Origin of the sequence: Ensifer sp. ENS07, from assembly GCF_014852185.1 — a bacterium.
GTDB classification, from domain to species: Bacteria; Pseudomonadota; Alphaproteobacteria; order Rhizobiales; family Rhizobiaceae; genus Ensifer; species Ensifer adhaerens.
On the sequence record NZ_JACVBE010000001.1, the window covers coordinates 1,311,306 to 1,336,445 of the forward strand.

General features: G+C 60.4%; 27 protein-coding genes and 2 tRNA genes. 25 read left to right on the forward strand and 4 right to left on the reverse strand.

All coding sequences use genetic code 11. From position 1 onward, the window contains the following. Nucleotides 1–55: 55 nt before the first annotated feature. From IB277_RS06670 to IB277_RS06700, 8 genes are all read left to right on the forward strand, one after another. The gene (locus IB277_RS06670) at nucleotides 56–2,518 is read left to right on the forward strand and encodes a hypothetical protein (protein ID WP_192370847.1); all 2,463 of its coding nucleotides are present in this window, start codon (nucleotides 56–58) and stop codon (nucleotides 2,516–2,518) included. 67 nt (nucleotides 2,519–2,585) lie between these two features. After that, nucleotides 2,586–4,799 (forward strand): hypothetical protein, encoded by a 2,214-nt coding sequence (locus IB277_RS06675; RefSeq protein ID WP_192370848.1) that lies wholly within the window; start codon nucleotides 2,586–2,588, stop codon nucleotides 4,797–4,799. A gap of 11 nt (nucleotides 4,800–4,810) precedes the next feature. Next, nucleotides 4,811–5,593: a hypothetical protein gene (locus tag IB277_RS06680; RefSeq protein ID WP_192370849.1), complete on the forward strand. Its 783-nt coding sequence runs from the start codon at nucleotides 4,811–4,813 to the stop codon at nucleotides 5,591–5,593. A gap of 101 nt (nucleotides 5,594–5,694) precedes the next feature. Continuing rightward, nucleotides 5,695–6,669: a peptidoglycan-binding protein gene (locus tag IB277_RS06685; protein WP_192370850.1), complete on the forward strand. Its 975-nt coding sequence runs from the start codon at nucleotides 5,695–5,697 to the stop codon at nucleotides 6,667–6,669. A 2-nt stretch (nucleotides 6,670–6,671) separates the two neighbouring features. Next, nucleotides 6,672–6,908, forward strand: coding sequence for a hypothetical protein (locus IB277_RS06690; RefSeq protein WP_192370851.1), 237 nt, complete (start codon nucleotides 6,672–6,674; stop codon nucleotides 6,906–6,908). Continuing rightward, nucleotides 6,793–7,032 carry a hypothetical protein gene (locus IB277_RS37990; protein WP_246812701.1) on the forward strand — a complete coding sequence of 80 codons (240 nt, stop codon included), beginning with the start codon at nucleotides 6,793–6,795 and terminating at the stop codon, nucleotides 7,030–7,032. Before IB277_RS06690 ends, IB277_RS37990 begins: the two co-directional genes overlap by 116 nt. Next, nucleotides 7,032–7,403 carry a DUF1515 family protein gene (locus tag IB277_RS06695; protein WP_112834152.1) on the forward strand — a complete coding sequence of 124 codons (372 nt, stop codon included), beginning with the start codon at nucleotides 7,032–7,034 and terminating at the stop codon, nucleotides 7,401–7,403. The genes IB277_RS37990 and IB277_RS06695 overlap by 1 nt, the downstream gene beginning before the upstream one ends. 86 nt (nucleotides 7,404–7,489) lie before the next feature. Beyond that, nucleotides 7,490–8,347 (forward strand): hypothetical protein, encoded by an 858-nt coding sequence (locus tag IB277_RS06700; RefSeq protein WP_192370852.1) that lies wholly within the window; start codon nucleotides 7,490–7,492, stop codon nucleotides 8,345–8,347. 141 nt (nucleotides 8,348–8,488) lie between these two features. Here the strand turns inward: IB277_RS06700 and IB277_RS06705 are convergent, their stop codons facing one another. Next, entirely contained in the window at nucleotides 8,489–9,847 is a 1,359-nt protein-coding gene (locus tag IB277_RS06705) for a site-specific integrase (protein ID WP_192370853.1), read from the reverse strand. Nucleotides 9,848–10,016: 169 nt separating this feature from the next. Next, nucleotides 10,017–10,091 (reverse strand) — tRNA-Asn (locus IB277_RS06710). Between the two features lie 159 nt (nucleotides 10,092–10,250). On the opposite strand from IB277_RS06710, the gene IB277_RS06715 reads away from it, so the two are divergent. From IB277_RS06715 to IB277_RS06730, 4 genes are all read left to right on the forward strand, one after another. Further along, nucleotides 10,251–10,544 carry a hypothetical protein gene (locus IB277_RS06715; protein WP_090295787.1) on the forward strand — a complete coding sequence of 98 codons (294 nt, stop codon included), beginning with the start codon at nucleotides 10,251–10,253 and terminating at the stop codon, nucleotides 10,542–10,544. 222 nt (nucleotides 10,545–10,766) lie between these two features. Next, nucleotides 10,767–11,501 (forward strand): thermonuclease family protein, encoded by a 735-nt coding sequence (locus IB277_RS06720; RefSeq protein WP_090295536.1) that lies wholly within the window; start codon nucleotides 10,767–10,769, stop codon nucleotides 11,499–11,501. Between the two features lie 152 nt (nucleotides 11,502–11,653). Beyond that, nucleotides 11,654–11,727: transfer RNA gene (locus IB277_RS06725), tRNA-Cys, on the forward strand. Between the two features lie 197 nt (nucleotides 11,728–11,924). Next, nucleotides 11,925–12,266, forward strand: coding sequence for a hypothetical protein (locus tag IB277_RS06730; RefSeq protein WP_034791197.1), 342 nt, complete (start codon nucleotides 11,925–11,927; stop codon nucleotides 12,264–12,266). A gap of 88 nt (nucleotides 12,267–12,354) precedes the next feature. On the opposite strand, the gene lexA is transcribed toward IB277_RS06730, so the two are convergent. Both lexA and IB277_RS06740 read right to left on the reverse strand, forming a co-directional pair. Next, nucleotides 12,355–13,077 carry a transcriptional repressor LexA gene (gene lexA, locus IB277_RS06735; RefSeq protein WP_034791199.1) on the reverse strand — a complete coding sequence of 241 codons (723 nt, stop codon included), beginning with the start codon at nucleotides 13,075–13,077 and terminating at the stop codon, nucleotides 12,355–12,357. A 235-nt stretch (nucleotides 13,078–13,312) separates the two neighbouring features. Next, nucleotides 13,313–13,609, reverse strand: a complete 297-nt coding sequence (locus tag IB277_RS06740) for a hypothetical protein (RefSeq protein ID WP_034791202.1) — start codon at nucleotides 13,607–13,609, stop codon at nucleotides 13,313–13,315. Nucleotides 13,610–13,932: 323 nt separating this feature from the next. On the opposite strand from IB277_RS06740, the gene IB277_RS06745 reads away from it, so the two are divergent. From IB277_RS06745 to IB277_RS06805, 13 genes are all read left to right on the forward strand, one after another. Continuing rightward, the gene (locus IB277_RS06745; protein ID WP_143556418.1) at nucleotides 13,933–14,565 is read left to right on the forward strand and encodes a hypothetical protein; all 633 of its coding nucleotides are present in this window, start codon (nucleotides 13,933–13,935) and stop codon (nucleotides 14,563–14,565) included. Between the two features lie 126 nt (nucleotides 14,566–14,691). Then, the gene (locus IB277_RS06750) at nucleotides 14,692–15,285 is read left to right on the forward strand and encodes a hypothetical protein (RefSeq protein ID WP_060582150.1); all 594 of its coding nucleotides are present in this window, start codon (nucleotides 14,692–14,694) and stop codon (nucleotides 15,283–15,285) included. Nucleotides 15,286–15,589: 304 nt separating this feature from the next. Further along, entirely contained in the window at nucleotides 15,590–16,843 is a 1,254-nt protein-coding gene (locus tag IB277_RS06755; RefSeq protein WP_192370854.1) for a site-specific integrase, read from the forward strand. 194 nt (nucleotides 16,844–17,037) lie between these two features. After that, nucleotides 17,038–17,298 carry a hypothetical protein gene (locus IB277_RS06760; RefSeq protein WP_192370855.1) on the forward strand — a complete coding sequence of 87 codons (261 nt, stop codon included), beginning with the start codon at nucleotides 17,038–17,040 and terminating at the stop codon, nucleotides 17,296–17,298. A 161-nt stretch (nucleotides 17,299–17,459) separates the two neighbouring features. Then, nucleotides 17,460–17,663, forward strand: a complete 204-nt coding sequence (locus IB277_RS06765; RefSeq protein ID WP_192370856.1) for a hypothetical protein — start codon at nucleotides 17,460–17,462, stop codon at nucleotides 17,661–17,663. Beyond that, nucleotides 17,660–17,971: a hypothetical protein gene (locus IB277_RS06770; protein WP_192370857.1), complete on the forward strand. Its 312-nt coding sequence runs from the start codon at nucleotides 17,660–17,662 to the stop codon at nucleotides 17,969–17,971. The genes IB277_RS06765 and IB277_RS06770 overlap by 4 nt, the downstream gene beginning before the upstream one ends. Then, nucleotides 17,968–18,849: a bifunctional DNA primase/polymerase gene (locus tag IB277_RS06775; protein ID WP_192370858.1), complete on the forward strand. Its 882-nt coding sequence runs from the start codon at nucleotides 17,968–17,970 to the stop codon at nucleotides 18,847–18,849. The genes IB277_RS06770 and IB277_RS06775 overlap by 4 nt, the downstream gene beginning before the upstream one ends. Further along, a complete protein-coding gene (locus IB277_RS06780; RefSeq protein ID WP_192370859.1) occupies nucleotides 18,846–20,186 on the forward strand; it encodes an AAA family ATPase in 1,341 nt (446 codons plus the stop codon). The genes IB277_RS06775 and IB277_RS06780 overlap by 4 nt, the downstream gene beginning before the upstream one ends. A 311-nt stretch (nucleotides 20,187–20,497) precedes the next feature. Beyond that, a complete protein-coding gene (locus IB277_RS38590; protein ID WP_192370860.1) occupies nucleotides 20,498–20,971 on the forward strand; it encodes a P27 family phage terminase small subunit in 474 nt (157 codons plus the stop codon). A gap of 210 nt (nucleotides 20,972–21,181) precedes the next feature. Then, nucleotides 21,182–22,222, forward strand: a complete 1,041-nt coding sequence (locus IB277_RS06790) for a phage major capsid protein (RefSeq protein ID WP_192370861.1) — start codon at nucleotides 21,182–21,184, stop codon at nucleotides 22,220–22,222. 9 nt (nucleotides 22,223–22,231) lie between these two features. Next, a complete protein-coding gene (locus IB277_RS06795) occupies nucleotides 22,232–22,687 on the forward strand; it encodes a hypothetical protein (protein ID WP_192370862.1) in 456 nt (151 codons plus the stop codon). Then, nucleotides 22,684–22,929 carry a hypothetical protein gene (locus tag IB277_RS06800; protein ID WP_192370863.1) on the forward strand — a complete coding sequence of 82 codons (246 nt, stop codon included), beginning with the start codon at nucleotides 22,684–22,686 and terminating at the stop codon, nucleotides 22,927–22,929. Before IB277_RS06795 ends, IB277_RS06800 begins: the two co-directional genes overlap by 4 nt. An 87-nt stretch (nucleotides 22,930–23,016) precedes the next feature. Then, nucleotides 23,017–25,119, forward strand: coding sequence for a D-alanyl-D-alanine carboxypeptidase family protein (locus IB277_RS06805; RefSeq protein ID WP_192370864.1), 2,103 nt, complete (start codon nucleotides 23,017–23,019; stop codon nucleotides 25,117–25,119). Nucleotides 25,120–25,140 lie beyond the last annotated feature (21 nt).

Consider the following 25,140-nt stretch of genomic DNA (forward strand, 5'->3'; position numbering starts at 1 on the left):
TCCTCTCCTTTTACGCGAGCGGACGATATCTCACCTCTCGGAAACATAGAAGCCTATGCCTCAAGTGATCAGTTTCGCGGCTCTGGTCGTGTCCTCTCTGGCGACGACGGTGGCCGGTGCCAACCTCTTGTATCTCGGCACATTGGCAGCTGGATACGGCGCCCTTGCTTATGGTGCCGCGCTGCTGCAGGGCCTCTTCGTGGAGAAGCCGAAGGTTCCGAAACCCGAGGACGGTAGCTATAACCTTAAGCAATCCGTACCTAGTATGGCGATCGTTCTCGGGCGCCGGAAGAAAGGAGCGGACTATGCGGCGATCGAGGAGAAAAACGGCACAGCGTATCACTTGCTGATTACCGCCGGGCATCGCATCCATGGCTACGTACAGCACTATCTGCATGACGATGCTGTGATGCTCTCCGACAGCGTCGTCGTCTCGCCGGCGAACTACTTCCATGAGTCAGATCCGTATGTTCGGATCAATGCGCGCCTCGGGCTCGACGCGGAGACGGTCTACTCCGACCTGGTTGTGGCTTTCCCGGGGGTCTTCACCGCGGACCATCGCGGCGATGGGCTGGCGTCTGTCCTGCTGGCATGCGCTTCGGCGAGCGCGGATGACTACTTGTCGGTCTACCCAAACCAAATGCCGCAGCATTCGAGCGTCATTGACGGGGCGCTCGTCTTCGATCCGCGCAACCCGGCGCACGATCCGGAGAGCAAGGATACATTCAGCTTCGTGCAGAACCTCGCGCTCTTGCGCGCCCATCAGCTGACGAACCCCTGGGGCGGAAAACAGAACCTTGCTGACCTCTACATGCCGGAATGGGCGCATGCAGCTGATGTTTGCGACCAGTCCGTGACGAACCGAGACGGCGAAAGTGAGCCGCGTTATCACGGCGGTATTTGGTTTCGCGCCAACAACAATCAGGTCGAGGTCGGACGGTTCCTTGATCAGGCCGCGGAACTCGTCGTCTACGAGCGGCCGGACGGCCTGATTGGCGTGCATGCGGGGGAGTTTGTCGAGCCGGATATCAGGTTGACGGAAGATGATATCCATCGTCTGACCTTCAAAGCGAACCGCAGCGAGGCGGCGACAGTGCTCGCGGTACGCGGCCGCTTCGTCGACCCTGCGAGCCGCTACAATACGGTTGATGCGGCAATCTGGGGCGATCCCTATATCGGTGAGGATACGGAGCGCACGCGTACACTCGACAATCAGGTGATTGAGCGGCACAACCATGCACAGCGGCTGCAGAAGATCACCATGATCCGCGCCAATGCGCCGCGCGTTTCAATCCTTGCGACGTACCAGGCTGCAAAGAACATTGGCTATCGGCGTTTCGTCCGCGTGCATGCTCCTCCGCAGCTTAACGAGGCGATCGTCGAGATCACGTCGACGCCCACTTTCTCATTTCGCAATCTGACTGTGGAGTTTGCCGGCATTGTCGTGCCGGCTGACCTCTATGATTTCGATGCTGCTACGGAAGAAGGGGGGCCGCCAACGGTGCCCGAGGTGGTGGTTTCCTCCGGGGTGCCTGTTCCAACTGGTTACTCGGTCGAGATCAAGCGGCAAGTGGTTTCGGGTGGTGAGGAAGCAACCTATGCGGTCGCGACCTGGACGCATGTCTCCGATGCGCTGCTCTACGAATTCGAATGGCAACCGACGGAAGGGCCGAACCAAACGGCGCTTTCGACTATGTCGAAGCGCGGAGAAAGCGAGGCGCGGTCAGGATACCTTGCTGATGGCGTCGAGCACCGCTTCCGGCTGCGCGCCTGGTCGAACGGTTCCAAGTCCAACTGGACCGATTATGTGATGCTGACGCCGGTTGCCAATGCCGCCCCGCCGGTCGCTCTCTCGGCATTCGCACTCTCTGGCGCCTCGCCGCAGCTCGGCCGAGCGACGTTTTCGTTCGCTACGGCCAATGACCTCAATCTGAAGCGCATTGCTCTCTATCGTGCGCCGGCCGGCGTGCCGCTTGATAAGAACGTGCATTCGAAAATCGTAATCGGCGCTGCACCAGGCACGACCTTCTCCTATGTCGACGGCGATGCGACGCGAACAAACATGATCGTCAACGGGGTCTTTTCGGCAGACACCGATTGGTCGAAAGGCACCGGATGGACGATCAGCGGCGGCAAGGCCAACAAGGCGGCAGGCGCAACCTCTAGCCTCACACAGGCACAGACCTTGGCCACAGGGACAACATATCGCGTGGCGTCGAGCCTTTCCGGCTACGGAGGCGGTTCGGCACGGGTCCGCTTTACCGGTGGGACGACCGTCAATGGTGTACTGAGAACCTCCGACGGCAGCTTCCTCGAAAAGCTGACTGCGGCAACTGGGAACAATGCCTTCGTCGTCATCGCTGACACCGCCTTCGCCGGTTCATACGACGACATCATCATGTTTGCCGAGACGCCAGCCAGCGCGCCCCAGGGCGTGTGGGATTATTACGCGATTCCGCTAAACGGCTCCGGCGTCGAGGGGCCGCAGGCGGGGCCTGTCTCGGTGAATATCGTCTGATCAATTTGAAAAACGTCAACCGCGTGATCTTGGCCGCGAGCCAGGTCGATCTACTATGGGGTGATTTATGGCGAACGATATTCGCGACGCTTGGCGCCGCGCTTGGCGCAAATATGTCGTCGATGGCGTTCCGTCGTCGGGAGAGAACGACCCTGTCAAGGAAGAGATTTTGCCGGTCGGCGAGCTTGTGCAGCAGCAGTTGGATCAGGCAATAGCGCTTGCTGCGGTTTCCACTCAGTGGAAATCACCTGTACTCGCGGCGTCGACGGCAAACATTGATATCTCTTCCGCGCTGGAGAATGGGGATGTTATCGACGGCGTGACGCTGGCAGCCGACGACCGTGTCTTGCTCAAAAACCAGACTGTGGCCAACCAGAACGGAATCTATGTTGTTCCCGCTTCTGGTTCTGCCTCACGCGCGACAGATGCGAACGAAGAAACTGAAATCGTGGGAATGGCGGTCTTCGTGCGCGCAGGCGTCGCCAACGGTGGCAAGCAGTTCATCTGCACGACGCCGGCGCCTATCGTGACGGGCACCACGTCGCTGACGTTTCAGGAGATTTCCGATCAATCAGACCTGAACGCCACATTGGCGGAAAAGGCCGATGAGGTTCCGTTTGCTGACCTTCTTCGTCAGAGCAGGGAGAACCTCCTTCCTGCCGCTACAAGCGAAGGGATGATTGACGACTATTGGCAAACCGTCTTGCTCGGAGCCGCGGACGGCAGTGTCACGGCAGGCATTGACCGGGACGGCGTTCTGCGCGTCGCAGCAATGCTGGAAACGACCGGCGTCCCGGCCCTTCTCGATGACTATCTCTGGTCTGTCGTTACTGAGAACGGCGACCTCGTTTTCGGCTATCACTTCGACTTGGGGTGGGTCGATTCCTCTGGGGCTGTCGACGTCCAGCTCTTTGATCGGCTGGTTGCTGCTACTTCTCGCGTGTATTCGCTTTCGAATGGCACTGACATCACGCCGATCACCTTTGGCGAAAACAACGCGTCGGCGGTTGCCGTTGTCGGAACCGAGGCCCGCTACGTTGAAGATATCGCTGGCGTTCTGACGGCGAAAACAGAGGATGTTCTGGCTGGCACATCGCTGCTCTCCAGTGTAACGGCGTTGATTTATCATGCGCTCTACGGTCAGTCGCTCAGCGACGGATCGTCATCGACGCCGCCGGTGTCGACGACGGCGGTGCGCTCGGGCCGTGCCGTGATGTTCAATGTCGGCCCGGCCGTGCGCGGCACGCTGAACGCTGACCAGCCGACGCCGGTAGAAAACCGGCTCTCGCTTGTCGATCTGCTGGAAAGCAGCCGTGAGACCCCGGCCTCCCAGATCGGATACGAGTTGACGAAGGCGGGGGGTATTGCGGCCAACGAGGCTGCGCTCGTAGTCGCGCATGGGCGCGGTGGAACGCCTTACTCCGGGCTGAAGAAAGGAACGCAGCCCTATGCCAACATCATCACGTCGATCCGCCGGGGGCGGATCATGGCCGGGCTGAATGGGCTCGACTTCGCCGCCTCGACGGTTTCGTTCATCCACGGCGAAAACAACCTTTCGGACAGTCTCGCCACCTATCAGGGCTATCTGGAGGAACTGCAGACAGACCTGACCGCCGACATCTCCGTCTACACCGGAGTTGCCGGTGACGTGCTGCTGTTTGTCGACCAGATCAGCAACTGGACGGCATACGGCTCGATGCCAACGGTCAGCGACGTGCCGCTGGCGCAGCTGCAGACGGCGCTCGCCAACCCCGGCATCATCCTGTGCGTCTGCCCGAAATACTTCCTCCAGACGGTTGCGGATGGCGTGCATCTGACCGCCGCATCATCGGCCCGGCTCGGCGCGTATCATGGCCGTGCCGTCAGGCAAACCCTCGGAGGTGCGGCGTGGGAGCCGTTGCACATCGCCAGCGCTGTGAGGACGGGAGCCAACATCGTGCTGACCTATGCCGGTGGCGATGAAACGACGGACGTGTCGCTCGACACGACGCTGGTAAGTAATCCCGGCAACTATGGCTTCGAGTGGTTCCAGACCGGAGGTACGCCGCGGACGATCGCGAGTGTCACCAAGACGGGCTCCCGCCAGATCACCGTTGCGCTCTCCGGTGACCCTGGAAGTCCAAGCTCTCAGCAGCTCGGCTATGCCCGCACCGGGACGTCAGGCGCCAATGGCGGCCCGACTACAGGCGCGCGCGGCAACATCCGCGACAATTCGACTGATACCACCGCTTATGGCGAGCCGATGCACAACTGGGCCTGCCATCAGCTCGTAACCCTCTAAGGAGACTTCATATGGGACGTATGAGCATCATTCCGGGCACGGCAGCAATCAGCATTCCTGGTGCACCGAAAATCACGATGAGCGATTGGGAGCGGCAGATCGCCAGCATCGCCGGCCTGCGCCACGTGATCGACCCTGCCAAACTCGATGCTGACGGCAATGGGCGCGACCGGTTTTCGGGGGCGACCATTACGTCGAAGAATGCGGCGGCGGCCACGAAGATCGAGACGGATGCCGGGTTCAACAACCTTCCGGTCATTCAGCTGACGGAAAATACCGGCGGGCTGCATCTTGCCCCCGGCACGGTAACGGCAAGCTGCAGTTTTATTTGCGTCGCGTCGATTACCGCAGCAGCCAGAGCGACGACGACATCCAAGAACCTGCTCGCGGCTTTCGACGGGGCGGGTGTGTTTCAACAGTCGTTCCGATCGGCGAGCGCTGGATCTCTGTTTTTCTTTGGCAAGAACGGGGATTCTGTATCGAACGGCATCAACGCAGCGAACTCGCCAGCGGCCGATGTGGCGGCAGTCTACGGATTTTCGTTTGATGCGGAGACGAAACAATCGGCCGTGCTGTGGCAGAATGCGGAAGTCCTTAACCTGGTCACGCACACCTTGGCGCCGGATATCACCGCCGATTTGCGTTGGACGTATGGCGGCAGCGCCAGCTCGTTCGGCTGGATTGGCAAGCTCGGTATGGCGCTGATTTTTGACAGGGCCATGCATCTGCCGACAATGTTGCCGTCCTTCCAGAGCGCAGTCTCTCTCCTTAAGCAGCACTATGCATTGAGCTGATGCCGCAGGCAGTCCCTATGTGGGGGCTTATGCGCCAGCGTTAAGAGATCGGCAGCCAGCTGATCTTTTGAACTATCCCCAATAACAATCAGGAGTAACCGATGAGCGCCATCACCGCTCAGCAGGTTCGCGATGCCTCGAAGGGCAAAGTGAACGAGAGCAACCTCGCGTCCGTGCTTGTGGCTCTGGACAAATACGGCAGCAAGTTCGGCATGGATCGGCCGCACCGGCTCGCCCAGTACTTCGCGCAGCTGATGCATGAGAGCGGCGATTTCAGGTCCGACCGCGAGATCTGGGGCCCGACGTCGGCGCAGCAGCGCTACGATACCAGGACCGATCTCGGCAACACGCCGGAGAAGGATGGCGACGGCTACCTTTACCGCGGCCGCACCGGCATGCAGTTGACCGGCAAGGACAACTATCGCCAGTTCCGCGATTGGGGCCGCACCGCCGGCTTGGCCTGCCCGGACATCGTCAAGGATCCGGATGCGGTCAACACGGACCCTTGGGAAGGTCTCGTGCCCTTGTTCTACTGGGACACCCGCGGGCTTAACCGCTGGGCCGACGAGGGCGACGCCGAGACTATCACGAAGAAGGTCAACGGCGGCAAGAACGGTCTGGCCGATCGCTTCGACCGCTTGGCGCGGATCTCGCTCGTCCTTCTCGGCTATCGCGCCGACAACGTTCGTCAGTTCCAGGCTGATCAGCGTCTCGAGGTCGACGGCGACGTCGGCCCGAAGACGCGCTCGGCCATGCACAAGGCGCTGGTGGCGCTCACCCCGGGTGAGGCGGCCCGTCCGGAGGTGAAGGTCGCCCCGGTGACCGAAGAGAAGCCGGTACCGGTCCCTGTCCCGGTAACGCCGCCGAGCCTCGATGCGCCGTGGTGGAAGTCGAAAGAGGTTCTCGTCCCCGTGGCAGGTGGCGGCGGTGCGTCGATCCTCACCGCGATCGGCGGCATTCCCTGGCAGAACCTACTGATCCTTCTCTTCGCGCTCGGCAGCATCGCCGGCTTCCTCTACTGGCGGAAGAACGCCGACCGAAAGGCGGTGGCGAAGCAGGTCGAGAGGATGGCGTAAAAATGCTCTCCACTTCCCGAATTATTGCGGCTGCGGCCGTGCTCACGATCGTCGCCAGCTTCCTGCTCTGGATCTACTGGCGGGGCGGCGACGACGTCAGGACCTCCATCGAAAGGCAGAACAATGAAGCTGGCCGCACTGCGGACGATGTCCGCTCTCGCTATGACCTTTGCCCTCCAGGGATGTGGGACTTCGGCGCCGGCAAGTGTCGACGGCCTGCGGCGGGTGGTCGGTACTGATCTCATCGGCGCGCGAGGGGCGACGCCGGAAGATCAACGGAAGATAGACCGGACCGTCGTGGGCATCTGTGCCGCGGTGGTCTGGACGAAGGCGGAATGTGAGAGGCACGGGGAACGGGGCTGATGGCGCCATCTGAAGATGCGGCAGTACATCGCCAGCTCGGGGAGCTGGTCGCGGGAATGAGGAGCCTGCAGGAATCTATTCGGCGGCTGGAAGAAGGATCGATGCGGGCGGAAGACAAGGCGGCTACGAGCCGCGCCGCCGTGCACCAACGCATGGATCAGCTCGTTGACCGGGTCGGGCACGTTGAGGCGTCCGTGGCAACGATCGGCGAAGACGTCGCCGAGATGAAGCCGGTGACCGACGATGTCCGGAGATGGAAGCTGATGGGCATAGGCGCCCTCGGCGTCACTGGCATCGCCGCGATGGCGCTCGGTGTGAGCTTCGCCGAGGCGATCAGGCGGGTCGTGTTTGTGATTATTGGGAAGGGGTAAAATCGCATTTAGCGGATTGGGTCAGTATTGTGTTTCGTTTCGCCATTTGATCTCTTCTGCGAAGGATTAAAACATTAGGGGCAGTAATGTCTGGCGATTCTAACCGAAAGAGTGTTGATTGGTCCGCACGGCACGTGCGGCTTCGTTTTGAACTTATCCTGACGGCATCATTGATTGCAGTATACTCTTTCTATGATGCGCAACTGAAAACTTCAGCTCTCCTGCCTATCGACTTTTCAAAAGTGCCAATAACGATACAGATGGGTGCGCTATACGCATTCTATTTTTACACGCTGCTGCATTTCTTCATCAGGACTGAGACCGAGCGTAGAGACATATCCAGCAGCTTGGCACGCGTAGACGAAACAATATCTAGAATATCGTCGACCAGAGAAGAGCTCCAGCGGAAAATCAGCCCGTATCGAGAGCCTGGGCTCTCGGAGAAATTGGAGCACTGGGCCGCTAAATTAGGAGACTTTCGAGAGCAGTCATCGGCATACCGATCCGACCTTGAGAAGATCGAGAAGGCCCTGCAACGGTGGAAGGGGTTCTTAGATAAACTTCCGGACGGTGCTGGGAAAGATGTGCTCAGCCCAGATCGGGAATCCTTCAAGAAGTTTATCTATGAAACTGTCTCTGTGAATGAAAGTGTGCTTGCCGCCACATTGATCAACAACGACAAGGGCGATGATTTGCTGAAGCAGATCTGCGGCATATTGAAAGAAATCAGATCCTTTACCAATGACAGTTTAGGTGCTGCAATCGATGAGGCGAACGCATCGCTCATTAGCGAAGTTGCGATGCTCAAGAAAGTTAATAGAGATTTCCTTCTCGGGCGAACAGCTTTCGCTTGGGAGCGAATGTGGGCTTCTTGCTGGATCCCTGCCTTGGTGAGTTTTCTTCTCGTCTCTTCGTCCATACTACGTTCAGTTTGGTGGCAATAGCGCTCAAATGGGCGCGCCTTCGTTGCTCATCTTACTCATCTATCAAAGTCGCTGACAGTGAGACACCGGCGCCAAAATACATAACGAAACGACGTTCTGCCGTTGTGTCCCGCAAAACGGCAAGCGATTGATTTTGGCCGCTTACCTTGCTTCGGCATGGGGCACCATTTCGCTATGCCGCTGCGGCCAGGCGAACATGATGCCTTGCAGGAACGCCTGCCGGCGCTTCATCTCCGCACCGTCACCATAGCGCGGCCGCCCGAACTCGTGCCCCATCAGGTCGGCCTGCATGCGATCGGAGCAGTTCGCGTTTTCGATTCGGTCCTGGAAGCTGTGGCGTAGCGAGTAGACTGAATGGTCATCGCTCGGCATCAGGCCGTTGTTTCGCAGGACCTTGTTGATCAGCGCCGAAGCCGAGTCGGCCTTGTCATGATACTTCCCGAAGCCCTGCGGCCGCTGGCGCATAGCCCACAGCGAAACCCCGACGAGCGGCACGCGTCTAATCGAATAGTCGCTCTTTTGCCGCCGATCATCGCGCTCCGCCACTTCGATGTGTGGCACCTCATCGTCGAGGCGGATATCCTGCGGCCTCAGATTGCAGATCTCGCCAAGGCGAGCGCCTGTCTCCACCATCACGTAGACGACCAGCCGCGCATTTTCGTCCAGCATATCCATGGCGCCCGGCACAAGGATCTTCTCGGCGATCCATTCGCTGGAGAAGGGCGGCCTGCTGCGTCCCTTGGTGGCGTTCGTCTCCTTGATGCGGGCTTTCTCCCACACCGCGTGGAAGTTGGTGTGTAGGGCCGCGTCTATGGGCGTGAGCATGCCCATGATGTCGCTGAACGAGCGGTTGGCCGTGTCGGCCTTCAGGCCCTCGTCGATGATCTTGTCAGTCCACCACTGGCGAAATTTCAGCACGTCGGGGCGAACGATAGCGGCCAGCTCAAAATCACCCATGACGTCGATCGCATAAGTGATCGCCCGTTCACGCGACACCTTGTGCTTCCGAAGCTGATTCTTCGACATGCCGGTCAGGCCTGCGGCGTTGTGCTTCTCGTAGAGAGACCAGATGTTGCTGAGGCGCGGCGCTGGCTCGTCGACTGTTCCTGCGACCGCGTCGACGATCATTTGCGATCTATCGAGGTTTTCTCCCACGACAGCCAGCCTCCGCTCGATTTCTTCGAGTGGGAGCGTCGCGATCTCGTTGATGGGGCGATAGGTAAAGCCGAGCGACTGTGCGAGCTTCACAGCGGCCTCGTAGCGCGCAAAAGCCGTTTCGTTGTCATTGCCAGCCAGCAGGGCTCGCCAAAGGCTCTCAGCGGCCTCGTGCACCGATTGGGCCTTCTCCAGCGCCTCCTTCAAATTCTTCGTTTTTAGGGACTGCTTAACGTGGGATCGCTGGTCGAGGTGAGCGACTTCCGTCGGGACACGGCGATAATAGCGGTAAATTCCACTGGCTGGATGCTTCACGACGTAGCGGGAGAGATCATCAGATCCCATGAATGAGCACCTTTCAGAGCCTTTTGTGGTCCGAAAAGTACCCAAAATGTAACCAAAAAAGCAAGGTGCAGCGGGGAGGTTTGATCGCTGGCGCTTTCAAGATTGCAGCTAAGCTATTGAAAAGCCTAAATGAAAAGGCCCGCACCGTGAGGTGCAGGCCTTTAGAAAGTGGCTCCCCGGGCCGGATTCGAACCGGCGACCTGTCGATTAACAGTCGAATGCTCTACCGCTGAGCTACCAGGGATCATCCGCGCCGCTGTTGTGCTGTGCGCTTCAGAAGTGAGGCTGCTAATACGCATGCTTTTCTGATTTGCCAAGCGCTTTTTTCAAAAAAAATGACAAGTTCCGTTGCGAGGCTGTGGAGAAGTCCCCAATTGTGGGAAAACACGCCGGATAGGGAATGATGAATAAAAACAGGAAGCAGACGCATTTCGGCATTGATCCGCAAACACGACAAGTCGTGCTGGGAAAATGGCGTATCGCGTTGCCCGACTCGCCCCTGCTGCGGATCCTGCTGGGTTCGCTGCTGGTGTTTTGTGGTTTTCTCGGTTTCTTGCCCGTGCTGGGCTTCTGGATGATACCGTTGGGCCTGATCGTGCTTTCCCACGACATTCCCTCGGTTCGCCGCCGCCGTCGTCGTCTGGCCGTCTGGTGGGCGCGCTGGCGCGGGAAGGCCAACTCCTCGAACGGCTCCTGAGGCGGACGCCGATTTAACGATCTTGTTGTCGAGGGCAGGGCGGTCGGCAGTTTTCGGTTCCTCGCGGCCGTCCCGTAGCAATTCCGAATCTCTCAACAAGGGCCGTGGCCGCGCAGGCGAATGACCGGTTCCTCGCGGTCTTCCCCTCTGTTGGGGTGCCCTCGAAAACTTTTCGGCAACCCATCAAACGCATAATGCGGTCTCGAATCAGGATGGGGACCGATGGCCAAAGCCACTACGAAACGTCGACGCCGCAGTTCGGGCCGAAGCACCAGCAAACAGGGCGGCATGGCGCCGTGGTATCTGGCCGCAGCGCTCACCCTTGGCGGCGTCATGGCCCACGACCATCGCGCCGAGTTGCGGCACTGGCCGGTGGTTTCCGATGTCATGGCCTTTGCATCGCGATCGGAAACGAAGCCGAAGCCTCAGCGCGCGGTTCCTGAAGCGCAGGAGCGCGTTGCGCAGCAGGCGGATAGGCACAAACCAAATCCGAAGCCCAACCCGGCGACGAAGGTTGTCCTGGCCGCCCCGGTGCCGTCGGTGAATGTCGGCGTCACGCCGCCAACCCCTCTCGTGCGGCCGAATGAAGAGGTGAAGACGGCATCCATCCGTACCGATCAGTTCTATTTTTGCGGCATTCGCAACGACAACTGCGTGATCGATGGCGCGACCTTCGTCTTCCATGGCGAGACGATCCGCGTCGCCGATGTCGATGCACCGCGAATCCGCCAGGCAAGCTGCGACAAGGAGCGTTCGCGCGGCTTCTACGCCAAGCAGCGCCTGCGCGAATTGCTGAATGCAGGCGACTTCAGGCTGATCTCGGCGGGAGGGCGATCAGATGCCAAGGCCGGCGAGAAACTGCGCCTGGTCACCCGCGGTGACCAATCTCTTGGACGTGTACTCGTTTCCGAGGGGCTCGTGCGGCCGTGGGAAGGGCGCCCGACGCCCTGGTGCTGAGATCAGCTGGGAGACGATCGGCGGACATCGTCGATCGTTCTGTGGAAAGTATCCGTCCTGCAATTCGACGGCGCGTTTTTCAGAAAATGCCTCTTGCGGTTTTTCTGCAATCATTCTAAATCCGCGCCAACGCTTGGTTATCCGAGCTGTGAGGCCTCGTGGCGGAGTGGTGACGCAGAGGACTGCAAATCCTTGTACCCCGGTTCAATTCCGGGCGAGGCCTCCAAAAATCTCACCTCGTTAAATTTGGTTTGGCGTTCTGCCTTAGGGCAGCGCGGTAAAATTCGCGACACGTCCGCGCAAGCCACGTCTCCTATGCCTCCGTCGGATCTTATCGCTTCGGTGAATTCGGTAGAGGGGGAACGATGACTCCGCTGAGATCAACCGCATCGGTAGCGTCCGTCAACATTAAGAACGGAGGCAATGGCATCAATGAAAAAGAGACTGATCCTGACGGCGTTGGCGTGTTTTGCGGCGACCGCTATGGAGGCGCGCGCGGACGACCTGGTTTTCCAGCTGAAGAACAACACCGGCGCGGTACTGACGAATTTCTATACGTCGCCGGTCGGCGTCAATGAATGGGAAGACGATGTTTTCGGTCGGCAGGTCCTGAACCCCGGCGAGAGCATGGAGATCACCATTGCCGACGGGCGGGACGTCTGCAAATACGACATGCGATTCGAATTCGAGGAAGGCTCGGCCCTCGATACGACCGAGGACACGCAGGATCTCTGCGAACTCGGCGAATACACGATCCACGAATAAGCGATCTGGATTTCAGGTCGCCTTAAATGGAAAGAGCCTCGCCACTTTCAGTGGCGAGGCTCTTTTGATTCGGCGTTCTGCCTGGAATTCAATGGTAGCGGCGGATCAGCCCGACGAGCTTGCCCTGGATTTTCACGCGATCCGGTCCGAAAATGCGCGTCTCGTAGGCGGGGTTGGCCGCTTCGAGCGCAATCGACGCGCCCTTGCGACGGAAGCGCTTCAGCGTCGCTTCCTCGTCGTCCACGAGCGCCACGATGATGTCGCCGGGATTGGCCGAGTTGCCGTTGCGGATGATCACCGTGTCGCCATCGAAGATGCCGGCCTCGATCATCGAATCGCCCTTTACTTCGAGGGCGTAATGCTCGCCGCTGCCGATCATGTCGAGCGGAACGGTAATGTCATGGGTGTTGTTCTGGATCGCCGAGATCGGCACGCCGGCAGCGATGCGGCCCATCACCGGGACGGAAACAGACGTGCTTTCGGCGACCGGCGCCGGCTTCGGCGTGGCAGGAGCGGCGGCCGGCGGCTTTCCGAGGCTGCCCTCGATCACGCTCGGCGAGAAGCCTCTGCGCGGCTGTTGCTGGCCGGCGGCGTAGGCTTCCGGAAGCTTGATGACTTCGAGCGCGCGCGCCCGGTTCGGCAACCGGCGAATGAACCCGCGCTCTTCGAGCGCCGTGATCAAACGGTGAATGCCGGACTTCGACGCCAGGTCGAGCGCATCCTTCATTTCATCGAAAGACGGCGGTACGCCCGACTCCTTCATGCGTTCGTGGATGAACAGAAGCAATTCCTGTTGCTTGCGGGTCAGCATGGCACGTCGCTCCAGAGGCGTGAAACAAATCAAGAACAGACACTATCTGTTCCATATGTGTTCCGCAAGTGCCTAAAATTCCGTGAATTCAGGCAATTGGCTGCTTCTGTGGGGGCGATTGGTCACTTTTGCGGGAGCGGGGCGGTTTTCGGCGACGGTTGCGTCCCAAAACAGCGCCGGGCAGGCCGGTCGCGCGCGTGATTCGAACGAATCGCGGCTCTCTTCGCGGAGAGACTTAAGTCGCTTGCGAGGCCGAGCAGGCGTCTTCGAACTCCTTCACCGTTTCGGCGCTGTTGTCTTCCGGAAGCACTGCGTCGGCCGCATCGGTCGCAACGGGCGTATCGCCGTCATAAACGAAGGACTGGATGTAGAACGCGAGCGCGCCCTTCCAAACATTGCGTCCATCGATCTGATGGCACGGCACGGCCCGTTCGAAATCGGTCTGGAGTTCATCCACCGTCGCGGCACTGAGCTTGACGTCAGGCATATTGGGCGATGCGACTATCGAAGCGAGAAGCAGGGCGGCAAGCACGGTGATCGTCCACTTGATGAAGGGGTGGGACTACGGGTTGGTAAACGATGTGAACCGCGCTTTCGTTCCGAAGTCCAGCAAGCATGGCGATCACTCTGCCATGTTCAACAGCTCTTTGCCCGCAGGCTGTGGCTGATTTGCGCCAGCCGCTCCATCTCAACCTCGTCTCGGCCGTTCTTCATGGACCGGCGCGGAGAATGCATCGGAGCTGCCAGCTTTCGCATCGGGCCTGGGGCGCGCAAAAATCCCTGCGGGGAAGGGCCTTCACCGTCTCGACAGGCCTCTAAAAAAAGATAACTTTGCGTGGAAAGTGGGGTGGTTGCATGCATAGATTGTCGTTGGTGGTGCTCGGCCTGTTGCTCACGGCTGGAGCGGCGTCTGCCGAAGAAGGGCGTTCGAATATCTGGAAACGGATCAACGCCTGGACGGTGGGATCCGATCCTTCCCTGGGAGGCTCGTGTTACGCGGCGACGAGCTATGACGCCGGCGCTATCCTTCGTATCGGCTTTTATCCGCGGGGATCGACGAACCTGGCGTTTCTTTCGATCGGCAATGCCGAATGGAAATCCATCGAGCCGCAGCGGGAATACGATGTTGCCTTGCAGCTCGACCGTGGTCGTCAGTGGCCGGCCGTTGCGTTCGGTGTTGATCTGACCGGCGCCAAGGCCCTTGTCGTCAACTTTTCCAACACCGACTTCTTTACCGAGTTCGTTCGCAAGAACACCTTGGCGCTGGCCTTCGAGGGGCGCGTCGTCGCGAGCCTCAGCCTGCGTGATTCGATGAAGGCGGTAAGCGAGATGTTCAAGTGCCAGGAGGCGGTGAGCGCCTTGATCCCGAATGGCGATCAGGGAGCGGCGAACGATCCCTTTGCGGGCGCCGGTGGCAATGCGCCGAACAACGATCCCTTTGCCGGCGGCGGCCAGACCAAGTCATCGAAAGATCCTTTCGCCATGTGATGGGCAGTCCGCTTGCCGCGGAGAGGTGAATATTCCTAAAATATTGCCTGGGATCGGCTAGGCACCCTCGACAGCGATGCGGGGACCTATCAAAATGCGGGCAAACGGGGGTTTTGCATGCGTAGATTGCTGGTCGGATTGGTAAGCTGTCTGATCGCCGCGGGATCGGCCGCGGCTGAGGAGTCCGAAATCATCAAGTGGAAGGATGTCGACGGCTGGACCGTTGCTTCCGACACCTCGATGGAGGGCTCCTGCTTCATCTCGTCGGTATTCGACGGCGGGGTCACCTTGCGCCTTGGGTTCTATCCCAAGGGCTCCGAGTCGCCGCTCTATATGAGCTTCGCCAGCGACGACTGGAGGTCGCTCGAGGTCGGCAAAGAGTACGACCTGACCTTCCGCTTCGACAAGACCGATCCCTGGAGCGCTTCGGCGACCGCTGCCGGTGATGCGAGCGGAAAGTTTCTGTTCGTGAACGTCACCGACGCCGAGTTCCTGACGGGCTTCGTGCGCAAGCGGGCCTTGGCCATCGCGTTTGAAGATCGCGTCATCGCGAATCTCAGCCTGCGCGGCACCGGCCCGGCGGCCGACGAGCTGATGAAATGCCAGCGGGCGGTCGACGAGATTATCGCCGACGAGGGCCGCAAGTCCAAGGAGAAGAAAGCCGACCCGTTCAGTGCACCGAGCGAGAAGCGATCGGCGCGGGATCCGTTCAGCCTCTGAAAACAGGTGGCCACGGGATCGGGCAGCGTTTCGCGAAGGCCGGACGGTGGCTTAGCATGGTGGTGTCCCCAGAGAGACTCGAACTGGCGATCTGCTGATGACAAATCAGCCGCTGTTCCGATACCTCGGCAACCGGGCACCTACTGATCGTTTTGGTGGAGCCGAAGAACGCTAAAGCCTTGTTTCTAATAATCTTTTTCCGTGTCTTTTCAGGTAATTAATTTTGAGTAGCTGTTGCTAATAATGCCCTTTTGTGCCTAATTGTCCCTAGTTGTGAATATGGCAATGAATAGGGCACGAGATTATGCAACAGAAAGCTGTGAACGCTAATCGCGCAACCAATAAAAACATAATATCAGGCATTGCTAATATAGAAGCGGGTTCGATTTCGGCCAAATCAGCGAAAAGGGGAGTCGAACCCTCGGCCACCAAGAACCGCAAGATTGCACCTCTCACGTGGCATCGGCAAGACCGCTCTGGCCCCGGTTCCTATGTCCTCATCAAACAGGGCAAGCACGGGCCAACGGGCGAATACTGGATAGGCTCGGCGGCGATGATATCCGAGGCGGCGGCAATCGAGATAGCGGCCGGATTGCGCGACAGGATAATGAAAGGCGAAGATGTGTTTCAGGAGAAGCGCGACCGCAAGAAAATGACCGTCACCCTCGGTTGGTGCTGCGATGAGTTTTGGAAGGTTCATGAGCCGACACTGAAAAACGACAAGCACAAAAGCCAGTGGGTCCACGGGCTCACCGTTAAATGGAAGGCGCTTCGCGACAAGCCGATTTCCAAGGTGACGATTGACGACGTGACCCGCGTCATCAGACCCGTATGGGAAGCCACCCCCGAGACCGGCGAAAAAAACATCGAGCAGCTATCCAAGGTGTTCAAATGGGCGATGGCTTACGGCTATTGCAAGGAAAACCCGGCGGATAAGTCCATTCTGAAAAACCGGCTCGGCACCCCGCGCAAGAAAGTCGAGCATCTCGCCGCCCTGCCGTGGCGCGACATGCCGGCATTTATGCCGCGCCTTCGCGAATCCGTTGGCCTCGGTGCTCGGGCGCTTGAACTGGCGATTCTCACGGCATGCCGCACAACGGAAGTCCGGGCCGCGCGCATCGAGGAATTCGACCTCAAACAAAAGCTATGGACAATCCCCGATACCCGCATGAAGGGGAACAAGATTCATGTTGTCACCCTCACCGAATCGGCGATTGACCTGATTGCCTCATTGATAGGGGACAATAAGACCGGGTTGCTGTTTCCGGGTCTCAAGGACACGGCCAAGCCGATTTCCGACATGACAATGAATGCCGTGCTTAAGCGGCTGAAAGTCGATTGCACCGTGCACGGCTTCCGCTCCTCTTTCCGCGATTGGGCCGGGGCAAATGACCAACCCCGCGAGATTGCCGAGGAATGTTTGAGCCATGAAGTCGGCAACGCCGTCGAGAGGGCTTACCGGCGCGAGGCCCTGTTGCGGCAACGTAGAGACGTGCTTGAGGCGTGGGCGAAGTACCTTGAGCCCAAGGCGTCCAATGTCGTGACACTAAATTTTTAAATTTTGTGCCGGGAAAGGCGCACTATTTCCGAGAGGTGAGGGCCGGTTTTTCCGGCCTTTTTCTTGGCGAAAACGTTGCACAAATGGAAACGAAATGCTGTTTCCGCCGGTTTTCGCCGAAACATTCTTGCTGACAGATAGATAAACTTGGACATTATTAGTGCTCACCAAACCCAACGAGGGACAAGTGAGCCATGAACACCCACGACGATTACCAGCCGCTTGAAAGCGCCCTTGCCCGTATCGGCATGGGCCGTAAATGGTACTACAACCATCGTCACCACCCCGGCTTTCCGGCTGGCAAGAACGTGCATGGCCGCATTTACGTGAAGGTCTCGGCGCTCTTTGCCTATATCGACAGTTGCCCCGATAACGTGCCCGAACCGCTCCCGCCGGTAACGGGAAAGCGCCGCCCCGGCAGGCCGCGTAAAATCCCAATCGAAGCCGCCGAATAAAGAAAGCCGGCTCGCCTTTGGGGGAAGGCGAAACCGGCATCCTTGGAGTCTGGCTATTCAGGCCGCTCCAAAATAGCCCCGTGAAGGCTACTCGCCAAGTGTTGTGTGAGGCAAAGCGCAACAGCCCGGTCGCAAATGACCGGGCAACCTTGGAGCATGTCATGCGCGAATGGCAGGAGACGATTGAATTTGCAAACGGCCGGCTTCACGCCGCCGCCACCCGCGATGAAGCCTTTGACGACCCCGATGGTTCATGGGGCACGAGGGCCGCACCACCACCCGGCGAGGGCTGGCGTGTCTGGTATTGGTGGAATGACAAGCACACGGTTTTTGGCCGCATCGAGGTTGACGAGGTGGCGCCGTGACCGTGCCGCAAGTCCTCGACCAGCCGACCACCTTCCCCGTCATTTGCCTTTCATTCGTCCCCGTCGATGGTAACGGCGGCTTACGCGGCTTTGCCGATTTTCAGGTGCCCCGGTGGCGCTTGCGGCTCATCGGTTGCGCCGCCTTCCATAACGCCAACGGCTCATCCATTGCGTTGCCGGGGCGGCCCAAGGGTGACGGCTTTGCGCCTACCGTTGCCTTTGACGACCCGAGGACGCACGCGGGTTTCGTTCGGGCCGCCATCGCGGCGCTTGATGCCTACCGCCCGGATTGGAGGGGCCGGCCATGAGCCCTTTCGACAATCCGTTGATGACCCCGCTTGAGGCGGCGCTTGAACATGCCAGACGCGGTTTCTTTGTTTTCCCGGTCGGCCCCGACAAACACCCCTATGTCAAGGATTGGGGCAACGTTGCCACGCGTGACGAGCGCCAGATTGCCGATTGGTGGCGGCGGTGGCCCGAGGCCATGATTGCATTGCCGACCGGCCTGTTAAACGGCCTTGTGGTTATCGATATTGACGTTAAGCCGCCCATCGATGGCGAGGGCTCGTTTAACGACCTGTTGGTGCGGTGCGGGGTCGGCGAGCCGGAAACATTCATGGTCGGCACCCCGAGCGGCGGGCGGCATCTATGGTTCGCCTATCCCGACATAGGCGGCCAAATACGCAACTCGGCCAGCCGGCTCGGCCTCGGTATCGACGTGCGAGGCGAAGGCGGCAACATCACCGCACCGGGAAGCCGGAACCATCGCGGCCTTTATGAACTCATCCACGACCGCCCTATCGCCCCTTGCCCCGAATGGCTCGCCACCCTTTGCCGGTTCGCGCCCGACCTCAAGCCACCGCCCGAGCCTGCCACGGAACCGACCACCAATCACGGCGGCCGAGGGGATGGCCGACAATGGCGGCTCGCCGGCCTCGTGGATGAATGCGCCGGGGTTCGCGATGCTCCCCAAGGCACCGCCCATTCAACCCTTGTCTCGGCCGCCTATCGTATCGGGCAACTCATCCACGACCACGAGCTACCAGAGAGCGAGGCGGGCGAGCGCCTATGGCATGCCGCCATAAGCCGGAAGATACCGCGCAAGGAAGCGAGTGACGCCATTGTGAGCGGGTTTGCCCTCGGCAGGCGCAACACGAGGAACCCGCCAGAAAGGACCGGCCAATGAATGACGGTGGCGTCAACGGTCGTTTCGAACTGGGCGAGGCAATCGCGCGGGTGATGAGCAAGCCCGAATTCTTCGCCATGTGCGGCAAGGTGAAGGCCATGCAAGCGGCTGGCGTGCCGCTCGATATGGACGAACGGTTGCGAGCGGCGGGCGAGCGGGTCGGGTTGCCACCTCATTTCATCGCTTCCGCCATCAACAAGGGCGGCGACCCGCGCCAACGAGACGAACCGCCAAAGCCGGAACCCAATGGGCGAGACCCCGAGGCGGTTGAATTGTTGCCAACCGTGCGGGCCTCATCCTTTGCCAGCCGCAAGCCGCCGCCGCGTGAATTCTTGGATGAGCGCCAATTCTTCCCAATGCGGCACGTCACGCTTTTGACCGGTGACGGCGGCATAGGCAAATCCCTGTTGGCGCTGCAATCATCCATGGCGGTCGCCCTCGAAAACGGCGAATGGCTCGGCCGCTCAATCCGCCACGGCGCGGCGCTCTATGTCTGTTGTGAGGATGAGCTTGAAGAGATGCACCGCCGCGTTGACGAAATCGCGGTGGCCGATGGCCTTGACCTCGGCGGCCTTCAGGAACTCCACCTGGTAAGCCTCGCCGGGAAGACGAATGTTGAGATTGCGGTCGAGGAAAAGGGCCTGATTAAGCCGATGCCGATGTTTGAGCGCTTGCGGGCGACCGTCGCCAGCATTCCCAACCTTCGCCAATTGGTTCTCGACAATCTCGCCGATTTATACGCCGGCAATGAATCCGCTCGCCACCTTGCGCGGCAATATGTCGGCCTGTTGCGCAGCATCGCCATTGAGGCCGATTGCTCGGTCCTGTTGCTCGCCCATCCATCGCTTAGCGGCATGAACTCGGGCACGGGCACCTCGGGTTCTACGGCGTGGAACAATAGTGTTCGGTCGCGTCTCTATTTGCGGCGGCCGGATAGCGAGGACGGCGAGAAGCAAAACCCCAATGCCCGCGTTCTTGAGCGGATGAAAGCCAACTATGCGCCCACGGGCGACCTCGTGAACCTGCAATGGGATATGGGCCGGCTTACTTGTATCGATAAGCCAGAGCGTGCCGGAAGCGACATAGGCAGGGCCGACAAGGCCGAACGCGTCTTTCTACTCTTACTCAGGATGAACACCGAACGCGGGGTGAACGTCTCGGCCAACCCCAAGGCTAACAACTATGCGCCACGGGTGTTCATGACGAACGATGAGCGCGACGGCTTGAGCCCCAAGGCCCTCGCTTCCGCGATGAATTCGCTATTCAACAAGGGCGCTATCAGGGCCGCGCAATATGGCTCACCATCGGGTCGGATGTATAGATTGGAGGTTGTTTAATGCAACTTCTAGAGCCTCTCCGCGCAGCGCAAAATTGGCCTCTCCGCGCATGCGGGGTTTCGCAATGTTTTCAAGTAGATAGGCACCTCTCCGCGCAGCGCATATATACTACGTATATAACCATGGCGGCTCATGTGAGCCCGCCACCATGGTTTTCTTGGCTCGAAAGCTCGGGGCGATGGGCCGGGGGGGCGAGTCGAATCGCCAGAACGATGAGGCGGGACCGAGCGGTGGCATCGAACGCGTTAAATTGTTCGTTTTCGAACTTTTGGGGGTATGATTTCGGCCCCGCAAAGTGGAGTTGTCCTGCCGTGACCCGCATCAAACCGCCCGCCGACCTTGCCGCGAACCTTCATGGCGAATTTCATCGTTTGGTTCTCCAATTGGGTGCCTTGGCCTCGGCGGTGGACCCGGCGATGCTTGGCCGCTTGGTGAAGGCGCGAGCCGAGGAAACGGCGATATCGGCGCGCATTGACCGTGAGGGGCAAACCATCATGGGCGTTCGGGGGCTCACCAAGCATCCGCTTTTGCCGCAATTGTCGCGGGTGCGGCAACAGATAACCAAGCTTGAGAGTGCAACCGGCATCGATTTGAACAGCCGGCGCCGGATAACCGGCAAGGTCATTCGCCCGGATGGCGAAGGAAGCGAGAGCGACCAAGATTTCCTCATGCGCCTGTTGATGGCGGGCCGAGAGCCCGACGCCGAGGACATGGCCCGCCTTGAGGCCATCGCGGCGGCGAAACGCAAGAGCAAACCGGCCAGACGGCCCCGGACCCGCCACTAGCTCGGCCACGGGCGCGTTTCCTCACCTTTCCCGGCCCAAGATGCATATTTGCACTTGGTCGCGCTCCACGGCCCGCTGTGGCGATTTCTCGCCTATATTCATTTCGGAACCGAAACTTTGGTGCTATGCTCGGGCATCGCTGTGTATCCGGGTCGGCGCCCACTTCGAAGATGTTCGAACCTCGCCAACCCACGTTGACGGGGTGTTTTTATGGCCAGTCTAGAGCAACAGGTCCTCGACCTTCGCAGTCAGGTAACGGGCATTGAGCGCTCCATGCGGCGCAACCGCCGAGACGAGCGCGACGAGCCGGATTTGGGTGGGCCATTCATCGCGCAAGCCGCCGCTTCAATCATGAATCACCTCAAGCGCCACGACCTCGCCGAGCAATGGCTAAGGCGGGCGGTCGCCAACCCGGCGCAAACGACGGTCCCCGGCTGGGCGAGCGAGTTGGCGCAAAGCGTCACCGCCAATTTCATCTTGTCGCTTTCGAGCGGTTCGAAGGCGGCCCCGGCCGTGTTCGCGCGGGCTCACGCCATCCAGCTTTCGGCGCTCACGCGGGCGGTTTCCGTTGATGCGACCGCCGTCGCGCTTTTCGTAAGCGAAGGCAATGCCATCGGCGTAAGCCAAGCCACCCTTTCCAGCGCCTCGGTCCTTCCGCACGCGGTGAAATGCTTGGTGACCTACACCGACGAACTGGCCGACCACTCGGCCCCCACGATTGAAACCATCCTTCGCCAAATCATGAATGAGGCAGTGGCCGAGGCGGTCGAGGCCGGCTTTTTCTCGGATGACGCGGCCAGCAGCGCGAACCCGGCGGGCGTGCTTCTCGGCGCGACGACGGTCGCACCCGGCGCGACGTTTGCCGCCGACGTGCAAGGGCTCGTCGCGGCGATTGCCCCGGCGACCGACCCGTTGTTCGTCGTCTCGCCAGCAAGACGGGCGGCGATTGCGGCGGCCGGCGGCCTCGTGTCGTTCGACTATCCGCTTTTGGCGAGTAGCGCGGTCGGCGATGACACCTTGATTGCCATCGATGCGGCAAAGCTCATGGTCGGTTTCGGGGGCGCGCCGGGCTTTAAGTCGAGCAGCGAAGCCGCCTTGGTCGAAGACACCGCACCGCCCAACGATTTGATGACGGGAAGCCCGGTTCGCAGCTTGTGGCAAACCAATTCCAGCAGCCTGAAATGCACGCTTCCGGTTTCGTGGGCCACCAAGGGCGCGACGGTTGCGGTCGTCACCGGCATTACGTGGTAGGGGGCGGCCATGGTGACGGTCTACGGAAAAACCGCCGAGCAACGCGAGCGGCAAGAAATGCGCCGCCGGCATATCGAGGCCGCCGAGGCCGCCGCCGCACGGGATGACGCCGAGATGGGGCTTTCGCCGGCACCGGCAAGGCAAGCGAGCAACCTGCCCGAACTCATCCGGGGCGCCCTTGAGGCTTTCGGCCGGCCGCTCGCCAAGCGGCTCGACCGGATGGATGCGAGCATTGATGAGGTTCGGGGCGAAATCCGCCGCGAACTCTTCAAGCTTTCCACGGCAAACCCCGGCGACCGCGACCGGGCCGCTCGGCGAGCCGCCGAGGAAGCGGTGGGTCGGGCCGCAATGGCCCTTCGTGACGAGCTACGCCGCGATATCGTGCGGTTGACGACCGAGCTTGAGGCCGCCCGCCGGGAAATCGAGGCACTGAAACAGGAACGCGGCTTGAGGGCGGTAAAATGAGCGAGGCCAAGCCGATGATTGAGGCCGAGGGCGAAACACTGCCCGATGCATACGCCCGCGCGCTCGGCGGTGGCGGCGGTGGCAGCTTCGCCGTTCTCATCGTCCTGCCCGATGGCAGCGCCTTCAAGGTAACGCCGCACGACGACGGCGAGACGGCCGATTCCGAGCGGCTTAACTCGGCCGAGGCATTGGCCGAGGTCATGAGCATTTACGGAGTCGCGGCGCTGAAACGAATTCACTAATCGTGCCGGCGAGTGGCACGACGGCGCCGGGGCGGCCTTTGAGCTTGGGGCCGCCCCGGCAACACTGCAACTTTTAGGGGGCCAATTATGGCGACCGACCTTGAAAGCCTTGTTCTCAGCATCTCGGCCGACACGACACAGTTGAAGCGGGCGTTGCAGCGCACGCAACAGGACGCCAAGGGCACCGCCGATTCAATCAATCGCTCGTTTCAGAGCATCGACCCGTTGGGTCGCGCGGCGGCCAATTTCAACCGCTCATCCCGCGCCATCGCCGCCGACGCGCAAAACATCAAATTTCAGCTTGGCGACATCGCAAGCCAAATCGGCTCGGGCACCTCGGCGCTACAGGCATTCGCCCAACAGAGCGGCCAACTCGGGCAAGCCATCTCATCCGGCGGCATTGCGGCGGTAGGGGTTGCCCTGAAAGGCATGCTCAATCCGCTTTTCCTCATCCCGGCGGCCATCGGGCTTGCGATGCCGGCGATTCAATCGTTTTTCGCCGAGAGCGAGGACGGCGGCAAGGATGCGGCCAAGGCGCTTGAGGCCCAACGCGACCTCATCCGGCAAGTGGCGAAAGAATGGGGCGCGGCCCTTCCGGCGCTCGCCGCCTACAATGCGCAGCTTGAGGCGCAAGAGGCCATCGCCAAGCAAATCGCCGCCAACCAGGCGGGAAGACAAAAGACGCAAGCCGACGCTACAAGCGCCATTGAGGCGACAAGCGCGGCGCTCGCCAAAATCCTGCCCCTCTTCGAACGCTTCCCCAAGCTCGCCGGCCAAGTCGGCGAATTGCGGTCGTCATGGGAGCAACTGCAAAAGAACATCGAGAACGGCACGGCCACGCTTGCCGAGGTGGAAGCCTTGCAAGCGAAATTCAACGGCACCTTGGCAAAGCTTCCGGTGCAATCGGCCCGCAAGCTCGCCGAGGAAGTCCGTAGCAACGTCATTCCGGCCCTTCGCGAGGCCATCGGCACCATGGAGCGGCTACGCACCGAGGCGGCGCAACTCGCCAGCCGACAGGAAAACCAGCGGATACAGGGGCGCATGAACCTTGCCCCGTTCAATCAAGAGCTATCGACGGTCCCGGCCGAACTTGCCGGCAAGGATGCGGCCGGGGCGTTCGTCCAAGGTGCATCGGAACGGCTCAAAGAGCTTGAGCCCGAGTTTGCCAGCACCTTGCAGGCTTTCATGGATGCGGCACCCGGCAAAATCAGCATCAACAGCGGGCGGCGCTCGACCGAGCGACAGGCCGAGCTATGGCGGGAAGCGCTCGCCAAATACGGCTCGGCCGATGCCGCCCGGAAATGGGTGGCACCGCCGGGGCACTCGATGCACGAGCGGGGCGGCGCGGCCGACCTCGGCTATGAAAGCGAGGCGGTGAAAAGGTGGGCGCATGAGAATGCGGCGGCTTATGGCCTCGTGTTCCGGCTGAAAAATGAAGATTGGCACATTGAGCTTGCGCGGGCCGAGGCAACCAAGGCCACAGCATCGGCGCAGCGTGACCAGACGGCGGCGGCGGGCGGTCTTTACGGCGGCACGGTCCAGTTAACCGAGGCGCAGCGCCGCCAGCTTGAGGCGCAGGACGAGACCCGGCGCAACGCCGAGGCATTGGCCGCCCAATGGAGCGGCACGCTCAAGAACGCTTTGGGCGGGTTCGTTGGCGATTTGCGCCAAGGGGTGGAAGCCGGGGACGCCTTCAAGAACATGTTGAACCGGGTGATTGACGGCCTCGTCAACACGGCCTTGGAAGCGATGTTTGCCCAAGACGCCCTCGGCGGCGTCATCAAGCAATTTTTCGGCCTCGGCGGTGGCGGCTCTGGCATCATTTCCGGCTTGCCGTTCCCGAGCGCGCCCACGTGGCATACAGGCGGCAAGGTCGGCGGCTCGCAACGTTCCATGCGCTCGGGCGTCAACCCGGCGATGTTTGCCGGCGCCCCCCGGCTTCACAACGGGCTCGCATCCGATGAATTCCCGGCGATTTTGCAAAAGGGCGAGGTCGTTATTCCCAAGAACTTGGCACGGCAACCGGCTTCCAACTCGGGCAACGTCTATTTCGGCGATGTGACCGTGAACGCCAATGGCGGGGTCGTCGCCAGCACGGCCCAAGGCAAGGCGTTGGGCGAATTCCTCGAAAAGGCGATGAGCCAGTTTGTGGTCCGTGAGCGGAAACCGGGCGGCTTACTTCGCTCGTGAGCGTGGCTTGTCTTTCGGCAG

What these genes read in the sequence shown, in the direction of transcription:
- IB277_RS06670 (WP_192370847.1), top strand. Translation starts at nt 56, where the DNA reads ATGCCTCAAGTGATCAGTTTCGCGGCTCTGGTCGTGTCCTCTCTGGCG.
- IB277_RS06675 (WP_192370848.1), top strand. Translation starts at nt 2,586, where the DNA reads ATGGCGAACGATATTCGCGACGCTTGGCGCCGCGCTTGGCGCAAATAT.
- IB277_RS06680 (WP_192370849.1), top strand. Translation starts at nt 4,811, where the DNA reads ATGGGACGTATGAGCATCATTCCGGGCACGGCAGCAATCAGCATTCCT.
- IB277_RS06685 (WP_192370850.1), top strand. Translation starts at nt 5,695, where the DNA reads ATGAGCGCCATCACCGCTCAGCAGGTTCGCGATGCCTCGAAGGGCAAA.
- IB277_RS06690 (WP_192370851.1), top strand. Translation starts at nt 6,672, where the DNA reads ATGCTCTCCACTTCCCGAATTATTGCGGCTGCGGCCGTGCTCACGATC.
- IB277_RS37990 (WP_246812701.1), top strand. Translation starts at nt 6,793, where the DNA reads ATGAAGCTGGCCGCACTGCGGACGATGTCCGCTCTCGCTATGACCTTT.
- IB277_RS06695 (WP_112834152.1), top strand. Translation starts at nt 7,032, where the DNA reads ATGGCGCCATCTGAAGATGCGGCAGTACATCGCCAGCTCGGGGAGCTG.
- IB277_RS06700 (WP_192370852.1), top strand. Translation starts at nt 7,490, where the DNA reads ATGTCTGGCGATTCTAACCGAAAGAGTGTTGATTGGTCCGCACGGCAC.
- IB277_RS06705 (WP_192370853.1), bottom strand. Translation starts at nt 9,847, where the DNA reads ATGGGATCTGATGATCTCTCCCGCTACGTCGTGAAGCATCCAGCCAGT.
- IB277_RS06715 (WP_090295787.1), top strand. Translation starts at nt 10,251, where the DNA reads ATGAATAAAAACAGGAAGCAGACGCATTTCGGCATTGATCCGCAAACA.
- IB277_RS06720 (WP_090295536.1), top strand. Translation starts at nt 10,767, where the DNA reads ATGGCCAAAGCCACTACGAAACGTCGACGCCGCAGTTCGGGCCGAAGC.
- IB277_RS06730 (WP_034791197.1), top strand. Translation starts at nt 11,925, where the DNA reads ATGGCATCAATGAAAAAGAGACTGATCCTGACGGCGTTGGCGTGTTTT.
- lexA (WP_034791199.1), bottom strand. Translation starts at nt 13,077, where the DNA reads ATGCTGACCCGCAAGCAACAGGAATTGCTTCTGTTCATCCACGAACGC.
- IB277_RS06745 (WP_143556418.1), top strand. Translation starts at nt 13,933, where the DNA reads ATGCATAGATTGTCGTTGGTGGTGCTCGGCCTGTTGCTCACGGCTGGA.
- IB277_RS06755 (WP_192370854.1), top strand. Translation starts at nt 15,590, where the DNA reads ATGCAACAGAAAGCTGTGAACGCTAATCGCGCAACCAATAAAAACATA.
- IB277_RS06760 (WP_192370855.1), top strand. Translation starts at nt 17,038, where the DNA reads ATGAACACCCACGACGATTACCAGCCGCTTGAAAGCGCCCTTGCCCGT.
- IB277_RS06765 (WP_192370856.1), top strand. Translation starts at nt 17,460, where the DNA reads ATGCGCGAATGGCAGGAGACGATTGAATTTGCAAACGGCCGGCTTCAC.
- IB277_RS06775 (WP_192370858.1), top strand. Translation starts at nt 17,968, where the DNA reads ATGAGCCCTTTCGACAATCCGTTGATGACCCCGCTTGAGGCGGCGCTT.
- IB277_RS06780 (WP_192370859.1), top strand. Translation starts at nt 18,846, where the DNA reads ATGAATGACGGTGGCGTCAACGGTCGTTTCGAACTGGGCGAGGCAATC.
- IB277_RS06790 (WP_192370861.1), top strand. Translation starts at nt 21,182, where the DNA reads ATGGCCAGTCTAGAGCAACAGGTCCTCGACCTTCGCAGTCAGGTAACG.
- IB277_RS06795 (WP_192370862.1), top strand. Translation starts at nt 22,232, where the DNA reads ATGGTGACGGTCTACGGAAAAACCGCCGAGCAACGCGAGCGGCAAGAA.
- IB277_RS06800 (WP_192370863.1), top strand. Translation starts at nt 22,684, where the DNA reads ATGAGCGAGGCCAAGCCGATGATTGAGGCCGAGGGCGAAACACTGCCC.
- IB277_RS06805 (WP_192370864.1), top strand. Translation starts at nt 23,017, where the DNA reads ATGGCGACCGACCTTGAAAGCCTTGTTCTCAGCATCTCGGCCGACACG.